This window comes from Arthrobacter sp. NPDC058288, assembly GCF_042880995.1.
In the GTDB taxonomy this organism is placed as follows: Bacteria; Actinomycetota; Actinomycetes; order Actinomycetales; family Micrococcaceae; genus Arthrobacter.
This window is the reverse complement of the sequence record NZ_JBHVYH010000001.1, coordinates 1370757-1384976: the sequence shown is the minus strand read 5'-3', so window position 1 is coordinate 1384976 and position 14220 is coordinate 1370757. Positions and strand designations below refer to the sequence as shown.

Below are 14220 nucleotides of genomic sequence, written 5' to 3'. Positions count from 1 at the left end.
GGGGCCGGTCCTTTTCCCTTGTAACTATGCCAGCAGCGAAGGCTTCAGCTGCTGGAGCCGGCCCAAGAGGCCGTTGATGAAGGACGGCGATTCGTCCGTGGACAGCGTCTTGGCAAGGGCGACAGCCTCGCTGACGGCCACGCCGTCGGGCACGTCGTCGTTGTAGAGCAGTTCCCACGTACCGATGCGCAGGATGATGCGGTCCACCGACGGCATGCGTTCCAGTGTCCAGCCCTGCGAGTAGGTCTCCAGGAATTCGTCGATGGCGGCCTGGTGGGACACCACGCCTTCGACGATCTCGAGGGTGTAGGGGTTGACGATCTGGTCGGTTTTTTCACGGCGTGACCGCAGCACATCGAAAGCCGAGAGGGAGCGCTGCTCCGCCTCGAAAAGAACATCCAGGGCCCGGTTACGGGCCTTACCGCGGGCACTCACTAGTCGTTGACCCGGCCGAGGTAGCTGCCGTCGCGGGTGTCGACCTTGACCTTGGTGTTGTTCTCAACAAACAAAGGCACCTGGATCTCGTAGCCGGTTTCCAGCGTGGCCGGCTTGGTGCCGGCGGAGGACCGGTCGCCCTGCAGGCCCGGCTCGGTGTAGGTGATTTCGAGCACGACGCTCGGCGGCAGTTCAATGTACAGCGGGGTGCCTTCGTGGATGGCGATGTTGACCATCTGGTTTTCGAGCATGAAGTTGGTGGCGTCCCCTACGGTGGCGCCGGAGACCGTGATCTGGTCATAGTCCTGGGTATCCATGAACACGTAGTCGGCGCCGTCCTGGTACAGGTACTGGTAGTCGCGGCGGTCCACAGTGGCGGTCTCGATCTTGAGGCCGGCGTTGAAGGTCTTGTCGACCACCTTGCCGGACATGACGTTGCGCATCTTGGTGCGGACGAATGCGCCACCCTTGCCCGGCTTGACGTGCTGGAACTCGATGATGTTCCAGAGCTGGCCCTCAAGCTTCAGCACGGTTCCGTTCTTGATGTCGTTTGTGGTTGCCACGGGTATCCTCTGGTTTGTCTCTGACTGCTTCAAGCCGCCAGCCGGTTATGTCAGGCAGGCACGCCAAAAGGCCGCCAGCGAGTATTTGTCAAAAATCCAAGAACCATTCTACCGGTAATGCCGGCCGGCTGCTGCGACAGCCCTAGGACGACCGTTCCAGGACGTTCCGGGCACGTTGCAGCGCGACGGTGGAGGAGTAGATCAGCGCGGCATCCGCGGCCCCTGCCACTCGCAGGTCCAGGGCCTTGGCGAACTCGTCGACGGCCGCAGCCGTGTTGCCTCCGGCGTAGTAGGCCCGCCCGAGGTGCTGGTGCGCCATGGCCTCAAGCTCAGTCCCCTGCACCTCAGCCAATAGCTGGCGGTAAAGATCAACGGCCCGGTCATAGCGCTTGGAAACCCGCAGGACCTCGGCTTCGAAGGCCCGGAGCCGGAACGATTCGGGGTCGTTGTAGCGTGCTTCAGCCAGGAGCTCCGCGGCATCGCCGGCGTGGCCTTCCGCCAGGAGGACCATGATGCGGTCCGCCGGGTCGGAGGACGCCTGAAGAGCCAGGTTGCAGGCCTCTTCGTTGACGATTCCCGGCATGAGGGTGTCCGGGTTGATCTTCACACCCGGGAACCCTGCGTCCGGCCACTCACTCGTGCCGCCCATGGAATCAATCATGACGCTGCCCGTCATCAAGAGGCAATCTCCTGGTAGGCGGCGAACAGGAGGGAGGTATCCGGAACATCAAGGATTCCCGGGCGGGCGATGCCGTCCAGGACCACGAATCGAAGCAGGTCGCCCCGGGACTTCTTGTCGCGGCGCATGCCGTCCAGCAGCCCCTGCCACCGGTCCCTGCGGTAGGTGATCGGCAGTCCGAGCGTTTCCAGGATGGTGCGGTGGCGGTCGGCGTCGGCGTCGCTGAGGCGACCCACGCTGCGGGCGAGTTCAGCGGCGAACATCATCCCCACCGAAACGGCGGCGCCGTGGCGCCAGGAGTAGCGTTCCACAAGCTCGATCGCGTGGCCCAGGGTGTGCCCGTAATTGAGGATCTCGCGCCGGCCTGTCTCCTTGAGGTCCTCGGACACGACATCGGCCTTCACGGCGATAGCGCGCTCGATCAGCTCGCGGATGACTGCGGACTGCGGGTCGATGACTGCGGCCGGATTGTTTTCCACAAGGTCCAGGATGGCGGGGTCGGCGATGAACCCGCACTTGATGACCTCGGCCATGCCAGAGATGAGCTCGTTTTTCGGCAGGGTGCCGAGCGTATCGAGGTCCGCGAGCACGGCGGCCGGCGGGTGGAACGCACCCACCAGGTTCTTGCCTTCGGCGGTGTTGATGCCTGTCTTGCCGCCGACGGATGCATCCACCATGCCGAGGAGGCTGGTGGGCATATGGACGACCTTGACTCCGCGCAGCCAGGTGGCCGCCACGAAGCCTGCGAGGTCCGTGACAGCGCCGCCCCCGACTGCCACCACGGCGTCGGAGCGGGTGAAGTCGTTTTGTCCCAGAACCTGCCAGCAGAACGCGGCAACCTGGATGTGCTTGCCCTCTTCGGCGTCCGGGATTTCTGCGGTCAGCGCAGTGAAGCCCGCCGAGGCCAGCTCATCACGGACGGTGTCGCCCGTGAGCCGCAGGGCCCGCGGGTGGATGACCAGGACCCGTTTGACCCGCTCCCCCAGCAGCTCGGGAAGTCGTTCAAGCAGGCCGCGGCCCACAACGACGTCGTAGTTGTCAGCGGCAGACTTGCCGGTGACTTTGATGACGGTTGATTCGCTACTCACTTTTCAACTTCCTTTGAAGCGGCCACTGGCTCCGCCGCCGCGGTTTGTGCCGCCGCGTACTCACGCAGCGCCTCTTCCAGCCGGTGCCCGAGATCCGTAACAGATCCGTTGCGGACATCGAAAACAAGGTCGGCAAGCCGTTCATAGACCGGTTGCCGGGTGGCAAACAGCGCACGCCAGCGGCCCATGGCGTCTCCGGCCAGGAGCGGGCGGCCGGAATTGCGCGCAATGCGTTCCGAAACGGTGTCGGCGTCGCACTCAAGGTAAACAACGGTGCAGCGGCGAAGCAGCTGCTGGGTGCCGGAGTCAAGTACGGCACCGCCGCCGAGGGAAATGACGGCGCCCGTGTTCCCGGCCTCTTCGATGACCCGGGCCACGGTCCGCGCTTCGATCTCCCGGAACGCACGCTCGCCCCGTGCGGCGAAGATATCCGGGATGGTTCCGTGGTTTTCCACGATCACGACGTCGGTATCGACGAATGCCGCCCCCAGCTGCTGGGCAAGCTGGTGGCCGATGGCCGACTTGCCAACAGCCATGGGTCCGATGAGCGCAATGGGCCGCCGGGCCGCAGAGCCGTTCCTGCTGCTGACCGGCACTACTGGCCGATCGAGTCCAGGGACGCCGGAATGTTGTCCAGGTAACCCTTGATGTTCCGTGCCGTTTCCGCGACTGAATCGCCGCCAAACTTCTCCGCCACTGCCTCGGCCAGCACCAATGCCACCATGGCCTCCGCCACGACGCCGGCGGCGGGAACGGCACAGACGTCCGAGCGCTGATGGTGGGCCTTGGCGGCCTCTCCGGTGCTCACGTCGATGGTCTTAAGGGCGCGCGGAACGGTGGCGATAGGCTTCATTGCCGCACGGACGCGGAGAACGTCACCGATGCTCATGCCGCCTTCGATGCCGCCGGCGCGGTTGCTGGTGCGGATGATCCGGCCGTCGGAGTCCTTGACGATTTCGTCGTGGGCGGCCGAGCCCCGGCGGGAAGCCGTGAGGAATCCGTCGCCCACCTCAACACCCTTGATGGCCTGTATGCCCATGAGGGCGGCGGCGAGGCGGGAGTCCAGGCGGCGGTCCCAGTGGACGTAGCTGCCGAGTCCTGGCGGAAGGCCGTAGGCCAGCACCTCCACCACACCGCCGAGCGTTTCGCCTTCCTTGTGGGCAGCGTCAACCTCGGCCACCATGGCGTCTGATGTTTCCCGGTCGAAACAACGCAGCGGATCCGCGTCGAGCGCAATGACATTGGCGGGGACGGGCAGCGGCCGTCCTTCCGGAACGGCGACGCTGGCGATGGAAACTGTATGGCTGACCAGCTCAATGCCCAACTGCTTGAGGAACTGCGAAGCCACCGTTCCCAGTGCAACGCGGGTAGCCGTTTCGCGGGCGCTGGCGCGCTCCAGCACGGGGCGTGCTTCGTCGAAGCCGTATTTCTGCATGCCAGTGAAGTCCGCGTGGCCGGGTCGCGGCCGCGTCAGCGGTGCGTTGCGAGCCTGGTCGGCGAGTATCTCGGGGGCCACCGGGTCTGCAGCCATGATCTGTTCCCACTTGGGCCACTCAGTGTTGCCCACCTGGATAGCCACAGGGCCGCCCTGGGTGATGCCGTGGCGTACGCCGCCGAGGACGGTAACGACGTCCTGCTCAAACTTCATCCGGGCGCCGCGGCCGTAGCCGAGGCGACGACGGGCGAGGGCATCGGCGATCTGGCTGCTGGTGAGTTCAACACCGGCAGGCACGCCTTCAATTATTCCGACCAGTGCCGGTCCATGGGATTCACCGGCAGTCAACCAACGCAACATAAAATCCATCCTGCCACGTAGGGCGGTTAGAACACTCGTCGGGGTGCCCCGACTGCGTCACACATCACATCTATGACTTCGGCCGTGACGTCGTCGCCAAGGCCGCTAAAGAACCGGACCTGCTCCACCGCCTGGTAGAGCAGCATTTCCAGGCCGGGAACCACGGCGCCTCCCCCGTCCTGCCAGACGGAGGCTATCCTGCTGGGCCAGGGATCGTAGGCGACATCCAGGAGCACGCCCGGCGTTCGGGCGCCGAGGCCGGCGAGCTCATCCGCCAGGGCGTCGGCCCCGCGGGGCGGCAGTGTGGAAATGACGACGTCGGCGGCCGCCATTGCGGCGGCCGCGCCGGACAGCGGGAGGATGCGGACGGGAAGGCCCACGCCTTGGGCGGCCGCCCTGGCCTCTGCCGCCCGTCCCACGTCCCGGACGAAGACATCAACAGACGGTGCGCCCAGATCCTTCAGTGCGGCGATCGCGGCAGCAGCTGTTCCGCCGCCGCCCAGGATCACGGCTGAAGGTGCGGAGGCCACGCCGGCATGCCGCACCGCGTTGACGATGCCTGCGACGTCGGTGTTGTAACCGACCCGTCGCACGGACGTCCCGTCGGCCTCGAACACAACCGTGTTGACCACTCCGAGGATGCCGGCCACGCCACGGACTTCGTCCACCTCGGCAACCATGGCGGTCTTAAGCGGCATGGTGACGGACAGTCCGCACCAGCCGGGCTGATTGCGGACCGAGGCCATAAATGCCGGCAGCTCCGGAACAGTCACGTCGATGGCGGAGTACTCGACGTCCACGCCCAAACGCCCGTAGGCGGCGCGGTGCAGGGCCGGGGACTTCGAATGGCCGATCGGGTGCCCAAGGACGGCAGCCTTCAGGGTCACGTGCAACGTCCTGCGTTGGCGGCGCACCAGGCGTTGTACTGCTCCACGTACTGGTTGTGTTCAGCCAGCGTCTTGGAGAACTTCGTCTCCTTGGTGTCCAGGTTGATGGTCACCCAGTACATGTAGTCGTTGGCCTTCGGCTTGGCTGCCGCGTCGATGGCATTCTTGCCGGGTGAGCCGATGGGTCCCACCGGAAGACCCTGGTTGGCGTAGGTGTTGTAGGGGTTCGACTTGTCGGCTTTCTGATCCTCGTCGATGTGGAAGCTCTTGATTCCCAGCCCGTACGTCACCGTTGCATCGGACTGGATCAGACCGGCGGTCTCGGTGTTGTTCGGCTTGAGCCGGTTGTAGATGGCCCCTGCGACGTCGCCGTACTCGGCCTGGCCGCCTTCTGCCTGGACAATGCTGGCGACCGTGACGACGTCGTACTGCTTCGCAGGATCGGTGACTCCCTGCGCCTTCAGCTCATCGGTGGTGGTGGTCACGAGGTTCTGGAGGATCTCCTTCGCGGGCGTTCCCAGCGGGAAGCGGTGTTCGCCCGGCGCCAGGTAGCCTTCAAGGTTCTTGGCCTTGGCCGGCAGCCCGAACTGGGACGGGGAGTCGCTGAGCGACTTGAGTTCGGCGACGGGGATTCCCGACCCCTGGGATATGGCCTGCAGTGATTCGCCGATGCGCAGTCCGGCGCTGAGTGCGAAGTACATGACTTTGCCTTCGCCCTTGCCCAGCAGCACGGCCACGGCGTCGGAATTCTTCATTTCCTGGCGAAACTGGAATTCCCCCGGGGCAATGGTGCCGCCGGAAGCTGTCAGCTCGCGCAGGAACGTGTCCGGGTTGGCAACCACCTTCCGGTCTGCGAGCTTGGTGGCCACGGACCGGGTGCCTTCACCGGGTTCCACGGAAACATTCACCTCGCCGGTTCCGGGGCCGGGGTAATCGGCAATCGTGTTCCCGCCCAGCAGGGGTTTCAGGAACTGGGCACCCACCACCAGGGCAGTCACGAACACCGCAAGTGTCAGCAGCAGCGCGAGCCAGCGTCGACGACGGCGGACCTTCTTGGACGTGGCCGGAACGACCGCCACCGACGAGCCGCCGGCCATCAGCGGATGTGCAGGTTCGTCAAAATGCTCCTCGAGGTGCTCCCCCGTTGCGTAGCCGTGGGCATCGTCATAGGCGTGGTGCGCCTCGTCCTCGTGGTGCTCTGCGTAGACGTGGTGCGCGGCATCCTCGTGGTGCGCCTCGTCCTCGCGGTGCTCTGCGTAGACGTGGTGCGCCGCGTCCCCGTGCAGCTCGGAGTGGGCGTCGTAGTCATGCGGGGCAAACTCCGCAGAGACGTCGTGGTGCGCCGGCTCGTCGAGCTGCACGGGTTCGGGCTGCACCGGCTCCTGGTGCACGGGTTCGGGCTGCACCGGCTCCTGAACAGCGTCCTGTTGCACGGTGGGCGGCTCCGCCGGCATGGCGGGCGGGACCTGCGGCGGGTGGCCGGTTTCAAACGCCTGCGGCGGGACGACGTCATTACCTTCGGTGCCCAGGGATTTCTCCCTGGCCCGAATTTCCTTGCGCGTCAGCTGACGTCCGGATTCACTGAATTCCTCACCTGAGGACTCTCCGTTGTTAACCGGGCTCACTGTTGCCTTCCATTTTCTGAAGATTGCACATTGATTCCCGGGACTGCCTGCTGAGCGTTTACCGCTGCGGCGTCCCCGGAAAGCCCCGGCTGGGAAACCGCGAACACGCGGCTTCCTACATCCGTTCCCCTGGCTTTTTGCATGTCGATTGCGTGCTGCAGTATTCCTGCGGCGGCAACCTGATCCACTACCTTACGGTGATTCCGGCTGCTCATGCCAGCTTCGTGCAGGTTGCGGTGGGCCGTCACCGTGCTCAACCGTTCGTCAACGAGCTGTACCGGAATGTCCGATCCACGGGCCGCAAGGGCTCTCGCCAGCAGCTCCGCGTAATCCGTCGCCATCCGCGCCGAAGCACGCTCTTCCCCTTTGAGCGTGCGCGGCAGCCCGACAAAAACCTGCACGGCGCCAAGCTCCGCAGCCAGTGCCGCAAGCACACGGACATCCGTATTCTTCTTGGCGTTTCGCTCGAGCGTCTTCAGCGGCGTGGCCAGGATGCCGTCGAGGTCGCACACCGCGACACCCACACGCACCGTGCCCACGTCCACCCCCAGCTTGATGCCCCGGGGGTAGGCGTCGGATTCAGCAGATTGGTTCACGGTTCGGTTATCGCCTCGTGATTGCATCCACGACGGCGGTCAGCGCCGCCGGCACCTTCGCGGCATCGGTGCCGCCGCCCTGGGCGACGTCGTCCTTGCCGCCGCCGCCGCCGCCAAGGATCCCGGCGGCGAGCCGTACGAGGGCTCCGGCTTTCACACCTGCCACACGGGCCGCCTCGTTGGTGGCAACAAGGATGACGGGACGGTCGTTGCTTACACCGGCAACCGCAACTGCGGCGGCTTCGGAGCCAAGACGGCTGCGCAGGTCGAGGGCGAGTCCGCGGAGGTCGTCAGCGCCGCTCACCTGTCCGGCGTCGTGCGCAATGACCTTCACTCCGGCAGCGTCCTTGGCCGTACCCACCAGCTGCGCAGCGGCAGCGGTCAGCTGCTCCTTGCGCAGGCGCTCCAGCTCCTTTTCCACCGTCTTGAGCTTGGTCAGGGTGGTCGCGATGCGGTCTGCCAGCAGGCCTGACGGCACTTTCAGCATTTCCGTGAGCTCCGTGACCAGCGCCCGCTCGGCAGCGAGGTGCCGGAAGGCCTCCATTCCCACGAAGGCTTCAACGCGGCGGTTTCCCGAGCCGACAGACTGGTCACCCAGCAGTGACAGGCTGCCAATGAGCGAAGTGTTGGCCACATGGGTGCCGCCGCAAAGCTCGCGGGACCATGCGCCGTCGATCTCCACGACCCGGACCTCATTGCCGTAATTCTCGCCGAAAAGCGCCATGGCGCCGAGAGCCTTGGCTTCAGCCAGTGCCATGACTTTGGTCTCCACCTGGAAGTTGTTGCGGATGGCGAGGTTGGAGACTTCTTCGATTTCGGAGCGCGTGGCTGCGCTGAGTCCCTCACCCCAGGCGAAGTCGAAGCGCAAGTAACCGGCCTTGTTGTAGGAACCGCGCTGCAGGGCCTCCGGGCCGAGGATCTGGTGCAGGGCGGCATGCACGATGTGCGTGCCGGTGTGGGCCTGCTCTGCCGAGTGCCGCCGTTCGCGGTCAACCGCCGCCTGCACCAGCGAGTCCGCACCGATTTCACCCTCGCGGACGATCGCCTTGTGAACGCTCAGGCCCTTGACGGGGCGCTGGACGTCCAGGACTTCGACGACGAATCCGTCTCCCGTGATGAGCCCTGTGTCGGCTGCCTGGCCGCCGGCTTCCGCATAGAACGGGGTCTCGGCAAGCACCAGTTCGATTTCATCGCCGGTGGAGGCCTGGGAAACCTTGCGCCCGCTGGACAGGATGCCGCGGACCTTGGATTCGCCGGCAAGCTCCGTGTAACCGGTGAACACCGTCTCGCCCTCGGCCAGCAACTCCTGGAATGCGCTGAGGTCGGCGTGCGAACCCTTTTTGCCCTTGGCGTCTGCCTGGGCCCGCTGTCGCTGTTCCAGCATCAGCTTCCGGAATTCGGGTTCGTCGACCTTCAGTCCTGCTTCTTCAGCCATTTCCAGCGTCAGGTCGATCGGGAAACCGTAGGTGTCATGCAGGGCAAAAGCATCGGCACCGGAAAGCGGCTGGCCCGCTGCCTTGGAATCCTTGACGGCATCCTCGAGGCGGGCCGTGCCGGACGCAATGGTCCGCAGGAACGCCTTCTCTTCGGCGTACGCGATGCGGCTGATGCGGTCGAAGTCAGTCTCCACCACCGGGTAGACGCCCTTCATGGCGTCGCGGGAAGCCGGGAGGAGATCGGGGAGGCATGCCTTTTCAACGCCGAGGAGCCGCATGGAGCGCACGGCACGGCGGATGAGGCGGCGGAGCACGTAGCCGCGGCCTTCATTGGAAGGCGTTACGCCGTCGGCGATCAGCATCAGTGCGGACCGTATGTGATCCGCCACCACGCGCATCCGGACATCGTCGGTGTGGTGGGGATCGTCGGCGGACTCGGCCGAGGTGTATTCCTTACCGGACAGCGCTGCGGCCTTGTCGATGACAGGACGGACCTGGTCGGTCTCGTACATGTTCTCGACGTCCTGCAGGATCATTGCCAGGCGTTCCATGCCCAGGCCGGTGTCGATGTTCTTCTTGGGCAGTTCACCCGTGATGTCGAAGTCCACCTTCGAGCGCACGTTGTCGATCTGGTACTGCATGAACACAAGGTTCCAGATTTCCACGTAGCGGTTCTCGTCGGCGATGGGGCCGCCTTCAACACCGTAGGAAGGTCCGCGGTCGTAGTAGATCTCGGAGCAGGGTCCGGCAGGGCCGGGCTGGCCGGTGGACCAGTAGTTGTCAGCCTTTCCCATCCGCTGGATCCGCTCGGCGGGCATGCCGGTGTTCTTGAGCCAGAGCTGCTCGGCCTCATCGTCTTCTTCGTAGACGGTGACCCAGAGCTTCTCGGGCGGCAGTCCGTAGCCGCCGTCGTCGACACCTGTGGTGAGGAGTTCCCAGGCGAACTTGATGGCGTCTTCCTTGAAGTAGTCGCCGAAGGAGAAGTTGCCGCACATCTGGAAGAAGGTGCCGTGGCGGGCCGTCTTCCCGACTTCCTCGATGTCGCCGGTGCGGATGCACTTCTGCACGCTGGTGGCGCGGTTGTAGGGCGCTTCCTCGCGGGCCGTCAGGTACGGAATGAACGGAACCATGCCAGCCACCGTGAACAGCAGGGAGGGGTCGCTGGAGACCAGTGATGCGGAAGGCACCGCCGTGTGGCCCTTACTGACAAAAAAGTCGATCCAGCGCTTGGTGATCTCCTGCGACTTCATAACCTGGTTACTTACCCTTCTTGGTGTACTGCGTGTAGTTCTGATGCGTGCGGTTCACGCAATGCAACGCGTGGCCGCCCTGGCACATGCCGGAGCCACCGGTTTAATTCTCCCCCACGCCGGGCATTGCGGCGTCCGCGCGGGTAGCGGACCGGCTTACTGGCCGTTCCTGGGCTGCGGGTTAGCGCTTCACCAGCTCCTCGGTGTCAATGCCCAGCGCCGCCCGCAGGTCGGTTTCCCGTTCCTGCATGCCTTCCCGAACTGCGTCTGCAAAGTCGTAGATGCCATCAGCCAGCCTGCCCACCGCCCTGTTCAGGCCTTCAGGACCCAGTGTGGACTGGGCCTCGGTGATCTTGCGGAAGGCGATGACGCCAATGGCGACGCCGATTCCCATCCAGAGGATTCTTTTCATTGAGTGCTCCCTCGGGATTAGCGGCTGCGGCGGCCGGTGGCGGGTTTCTTGCGGGCAGAGAGGGCGGAGCGGACTCCGTAGCTGAACGCTGCCACTTTGATCAGCGGAGATCCCACGGTTGCCGCCACGAGCGACGAGAGTGCGGAGATGTTGGCTGAGGCGTCCGAAACGTTGGACGAGATGCCGTCAACCTTCTTCAGCTGCTGGTTCGTGGTGGATACCGTTGCCGTGACTTCGTCCATGAGCGGTGTGGCGCCGTCGCTGATCGACCGGATGGACGTCCGGACTTCGTCAAAAACCCGTCCGAGTTTCAGGATCGGCACGGCGAGTAGCAGCACGAGGAGCGCAAACACCCCTGCCGCGATCAGGCCGGCAATATCGCCACCAGACATAGACGTTCATCTCCTTGTGTTTCCGTGGACTGCTGCGGGTTCCGCACCGGCACCGTGGCCGCGAGTGCGGAACTCCCCCCAGTACCTTACATACAAAGAAGCCCGCGGCGCTTGCCACGGGCTTCTTTGTATACGCTGCTTTTATTTAGCGTGCGTAGAATTCGACGACGAGCTGCTCTTCGCAGGTTACGGGAACCTCGGAGCGCTTCGGGCGGCGAACCAGGCGTGCCTGCAGGGCGTCCAGCTTGACGTCCAGGTAGGCCGGAACCTGGGGCAGGACGTCGCGGTGCGCGCCGGCTGCAGCAACCTGGAACGGAGGCATGGTTTCGCTGCGGCTGTGGACGTGGACCAGCTGGCCCTCGCCGACGCGGAAGGACGGGCGGTCGACGCGGATTCCGTCAACCAGGATGTGGCGGTGCACAACCAGCTGGCGGGCCTGGGCGATGGTGCGGGCGAACCCGGCACGCAGCACGAGGGCGTCGAGACGCATTTCGAGCAGTTCGATCAGGTTTTCACCGGTCAGGCCCTTGGTGCGGCGTGCTTCTTCGAATGCACGGGTCATCTGGGCTTCGCGGATGCCGTACTGGGCGCGCAGACGCTGCTTTTCGCGCAGACGTACGGCGTAGTCGGAGTCCTGCTTCTTGCGGGCACGGCCATGCTCACCGGGGCCGTACGGGCGGCGCTCCATGTACTTGGCGGCCTTGGGGGTCAGAGCAATGCCGAGTGCACGCGAAAGGCGGGCGGTACGGCGAGCACGAGTGTTGTTAGCCACTTGTGTCCTTCCAATATCTGCGGTGTGTCAGTGTTACTGGCCTCCACGATGGAGAGCATCGGCCAACCGCTGCCTTTTGCTACTGGGCGCCGGGCAACAGCCCACCAAAAAATCAGAGCAGCATGAAATGCTGAGAATCAGTGGATTGTGCGTCCGCGCCTTGCCAGACAACGAACTATCCTACCACGGTGCAGCTTGCCGTCCCGGACACGTGCAGTCAGGTCCGCGCGTGGAGGCCTCGGCTGGCCGGGCGGCCGAAGGACGCGGCGCCCAGGAACTCGACGGCTATGAACGGCTCATTGCCTACCACCCACTCATCATGTCCAGGAGGCAGCGTGTAGGTGTCGTTGGCATGGATGGTGGAACGGGCGCCGTCGGGCGTTTCCACTTCCATCACACCGGAGACGCAGAATCCGAGGTGGTTGTGCTGGCAGAAGTCTGTCTTCTCGAGGGGCTTGATGCTCTCCGACCACCGCCAGCCGGGGTTGAGTATCAGTCGGGTCACTGAGTAGTCGTTGACGGTAACCAGATCGAACTCGGCCTTGTCGGGGCAGCGCTTCTTGTCCGGAACGTCAAAAGACTTCACGGACATTGCGGTGACGAAATTTGCGGACATGTGACACTACCTGGGAAGTGGGAAAAGAGCGAAAAGGTTGTGCCGGGCTGATTCCGTGCCGGCCGCCGGCCCGGGGCCTGAGCGTACGAACAACCGGCATGTGTGCTGATGTCCCCCCTCAGGGCACGCACGTACAGCAGATCTTTGCTGACGTAATTCAACGTTAGCCCTCCGCTGGCGGAAGTCAACGGAGACTTGTACCGACCCGCCCGGGGCTGCCCGTCAGCCGCCGCGGATGATCTTCCGTAACCGCTCCAGCCTGGTGGAGATCTCGCGTTCGGCGCCGTTGGCGGTTGGCTCGTAGTAATCCCGGCCGACCAGGTCGTCGGGTGGATACTGCTGTGTGGCAACGCCATGCGGTGCATCGTGCGCGTATTTGTAGCCCTGCCCGTGCCCGAGCTGTTTGGAACCCGGATAGTGGGCGTCCCGCAGGTGGGCCGGGATGCCGTTCCCCAGGCCGGCCCGTACGTCGGCCGTGGCTTTGTTGATACCCATGTAGGCAGCATTGGACTTCGGGGCCGTCGCCAGGTGGACCACGGCCTCCGCCAGCACGATCCGCCCCTCGGGCATGCCGATCAGCTGTACGGCCTGCGCCGCCGCGACGGCGGTCTGCAGCGCGGTGGGGTCCGCCATCCCGATGTCCTCCGCTGCCGAGATCACGATGCGCCGGGCGATGAACCTGGGGTCCTCCCCCGCCTCCAGCATGCGGGCCAGGTAATGGAGTGCGGCATCCACATCGGATCCGCGAATCGATTTGATGAAGGCACTGGCAACGTCGTAGTGCTGGTCCCCCGCACGGTCGTACCTGACCGCAGCCACATCCAGGGCGCGTTCGGTATGCCGCAGTTCCACTGTGACGGGACCGTCGGCGGCGTCGTCGGCATCACCAAAAGCCACTCCGGCGGCCGCTTCCAGCGCCGTCAGCGCACGGCGCGCGTCGCCACCGGACAGCCGGACCAGGTGCGCCAATGCCTCCTCACTGAGCTCCACCTTCCCGTTCAGCCCGCGGGGGTCGGCCACGGCCCGCTGGACCAGTCCCTCAATGTCGGCATCTGTCAGGGGGCGGAGCGTCAGCAGCAGCGAGCGGGACAACAGCGGGGACACCACCGAGAAGGACGGATTCTCTGTGGTTGCGGCCACGAGCACCACCCAGCGGTTTTCGACCCCCGGCAGCAGCGCGTCCTGCTGGGCTTTGTTGAATCGGTGGATTTCGTCGAGGAAAAGCACGGTGGTGGTTTTGTACAGGTCCCGCGCCGTGAGCGCTTCGTCCATGACCCGGCGAACGTCCTTCACGCCCGCGGTAATGGCGGAGAGTTCGACGAACTTCCGGCCCGGCCCCTTGGCGATCACATGCGCCAGAGTGGTCTTGCCTGTGCCCGGAGGGCCCCACAGGATGAGCGACGTCGGGCCGGCCGGCCCCGCCGAATCGGCCCCGGCACCGGCGGCCAGTTGGCGCAGCGGAGACCCCTGCCCCAGCAGGTGCTGCTGGCCTACCACGTCGTCGAGGGTGCGGGGACGCATCCTGACCGCGAGCGGGCTCCGGGGCTGCGTCCGGCCGGCGGCCAGCCCGGAAACTGCCGACCCGGACGGCGTCACCGTCCCGCCGCCGTCGTCGTCGTTGTCCGGCCCTTGGCCAAAGAGATCATCCACATAGATAGGCTACTTCTAGTTCAG

At 65.0% G+C, this 14220-nt stretch carries 15 protein-coding genes; all 15 read right to left on the bottom strand.

Annotated elements, in window-relative coordinates; genetic code table 11:
- Positions 1-24: 24 nt before the first annotated feature.
- Positions 25-435 carry a transcription antitermination factor NusB gene (gene nusB, locus ACFVWT_RS06640; RefSeq protein ID WP_011692113.1) on the bottom strand — a complete coding sequence of 137 codons (411 nt, stop codon included), beginning with the start codon at positions 433-435 and terminating at the stop codon, positions 25-27.
- Positions 435-998, bottom strand: coding sequence for an elongation factor P (gene efp, locus ACFVWT_RS06635; protein WP_209744438.1), 564 nt, complete (start codon positions 996-998; stop codon positions 435-437). Before efp ends, nusB begins: the two co-directional genes overlap by 1 nt.
- A 142-nt stretch (positions 999-1140) precedes the next feature.
- Positions 1141-1659: a tetratricopeptide repeat protein gene (locus ACFVWT_RS06630; RefSeq protein ID WP_390247105.1), complete on the bottom strand. Its 519-nt coding sequence runs from the start codon at positions 1657-1659 to the stop codon at positions 1141-1143.
- Positions 1660-1673: 14 nt separating this feature from the next.
- Positions 1674-2765 (bottom strand): 3-dehydroquinate synthase, encoded by a 1092-nt coding sequence (gene aroB / locus ACFVWT_RS06625; protein ID WP_390246316.1) that lies wholly within the window; start codon positions 2763-2765, stop codon positions 1674-1676.
- Positions 2762-3301: a shikimate kinase gene (locus ACFVWT_RS06620; RefSeq protein ID WP_390246314.1), complete on the bottom strand. Its 540-nt coding sequence runs from the start codon at positions 3299-3301 to the stop codon at positions 2762-2764. The genes aroB and ACFVWT_RS06620 overlap by 4 nt, the downstream gene beginning before the upstream one ends.
- Before the next feature lie 59 nt (positions 3302-3360).
- On the bottom strand, positions 3361-4560 hold the full coding sequence (gene aroC / locus ACFVWT_RS06615; protein ID WP_390246312.1) for a chorismate synthase: 1200 nt from the start codon (positions 4558-4560) through the stop codon (positions 3361-3363).
- A gap of 26 nt (positions 4561-4586) precedes the next feature.
- On the bottom strand, positions 4587-5447 hold the full coding sequence (locus tag ACFVWT_RS06610) for a shikimate dehydrogenase (RefSeq protein ID WP_390246310.1): 861 nt from the start codon (positions 5445-5447) through the stop codon (positions 4587-4589).
- A complete protein-coding gene (gene mltG, locus ACFVWT_RS06605) occupies positions 5444-7072 on the bottom strand; it encodes an endolytic transglycosylase MltG (protein ID WP_390246308.1) in 1629 nt (542 codons plus the stop codon). Before mltG ends, ACFVWT_RS06610 begins: the two co-directional genes overlap by 4 nt.
- Entirely contained in the window at positions 7069-7695 is a 627-nt protein-coding gene (ruvX, locus tag ACFVWT_RS06600; RefSeq protein WP_390246306.1) for a Holliday junction resolvase RuvX, read from the bottom strand. Before ruvX ends, mltG begins: the two co-directional genes overlap by 4 nt.
- Positions 7676-10354, bottom strand: a complete 2679-nt coding sequence (gene alaS, locus ACFVWT_RS06595; RefSeq protein ID WP_390246304.1) for an alanine--tRNA ligase — start codon at positions 10352-10354, stop codon at positions 7676-7678. Before alaS ends, ruvX begins: the two co-directional genes overlap by 20 nt.
- Before the next feature lie 181 nt (positions 10355-10535).
- A complete protein-coding gene (locus ACFVWT_RS06590; protein ID WP_390246302.1) occupies positions 10536-10766 on the bottom strand; it encodes a DUF6167 family protein in 231 nt (76 codons plus the stop codon).
- 17 nt (positions 10767-10783) lie between these two features.
- A complete protein-coding gene (locus ACFVWT_RS06585; RefSeq protein WP_011692124.1) occupies positions 10784-11158 on the bottom strand; it encodes a DUF948 domain-containing protein in 375 nt (124 codons plus the stop codon).
- 145 nt (positions 11159-11303) lie between these two features.
- A complete protein-coding gene (gene rpsD, locus ACFVWT_RS06580) occupies positions 11304-11930 on the bottom strand; it encodes a 30S ribosomal protein S4 (protein ID WP_011692125.1) in 627 nt (208 codons plus the stop codon).
- 217 nt (positions 11931-12147) lie between these two features.
- Positions 12148-12546 carry a cupin domain-containing protein gene (locus ACFVWT_RS06575; RefSeq protein WP_390246299.1) on the bottom strand — a complete coding sequence of 133 codons (399 nt, stop codon included), beginning with the start codon at positions 12544-12546 and terminating at the stop codon, positions 12148-12150.
- Positions 12547-12768: 222 nt separating this feature from the next.
- A complete protein-coding gene (locus ACFVWT_RS06570) occupies positions 12769-14196 on the bottom strand; it encodes a replication-associated recombination protein A (protein ID WP_390246297.1) in 1428 nt (475 codons plus the stop codon).
- Between the last annotated feature and the right edge of the window lie 24 nt (positions 14197-14220).

Coding starts and splice junctions, on each gene's coding strand:
- ACFVWT_RS06575 (WP_390246299.1), bottom strand. CDS start 12,546: ATGTCCGCAAATTTCGTCACCGCAATGTCCGTGAAGTCTTTTGACGTT.
- ACFVWT_RS06585 (WP_011692124.1), bottom strand. CDS start 11,158: ATGTCTGGTGGCGATATTGCCGGCCTGATCGCGGCAGGGGTGTTTGCG.
- alaS (WP_390246304.1), bottom strand. CDS start 10,354: ATGAAGTCGCAGGAGATCACCAAGCGCTGGATCGACTTTTTTGTCAGT.
- ruvX (WP_390246306.1), bottom strand. CDS start 7,695: ATGCAATCACGAGGCGATAACCGAACCGTGAACCAATCTGCTGAATCC.
- aroC (WP_390246312.1), bottom strand. CDS start 4,560: ATGTTGCGTTGGTTGACTGCCGGTGAATCCCATGGACCGGCACTGGTC.
- ACFVWT_RS06590 (WP_390246302.1), bottom strand. CDS start 10,766: ATGAAAAGAATCCTCTGGATGGGAATCGGCGTCGCCATTGGCGTCATC.
- ACFVWT_RS06620 (WP_390246314.1), bottom strand. CDS start 3,301: ATGGCTGTTGGCAAGTCGGCCATCGGCCACCAGCTTGCCCAGCAGCTG.
- ACFVWT_RS06630 (WP_390247105.1), bottom strand. CDS start 1,659: ATGATTGATTCCATGGGCGGCACGAGTGAGTGGCCGGACGCAGGGTTC.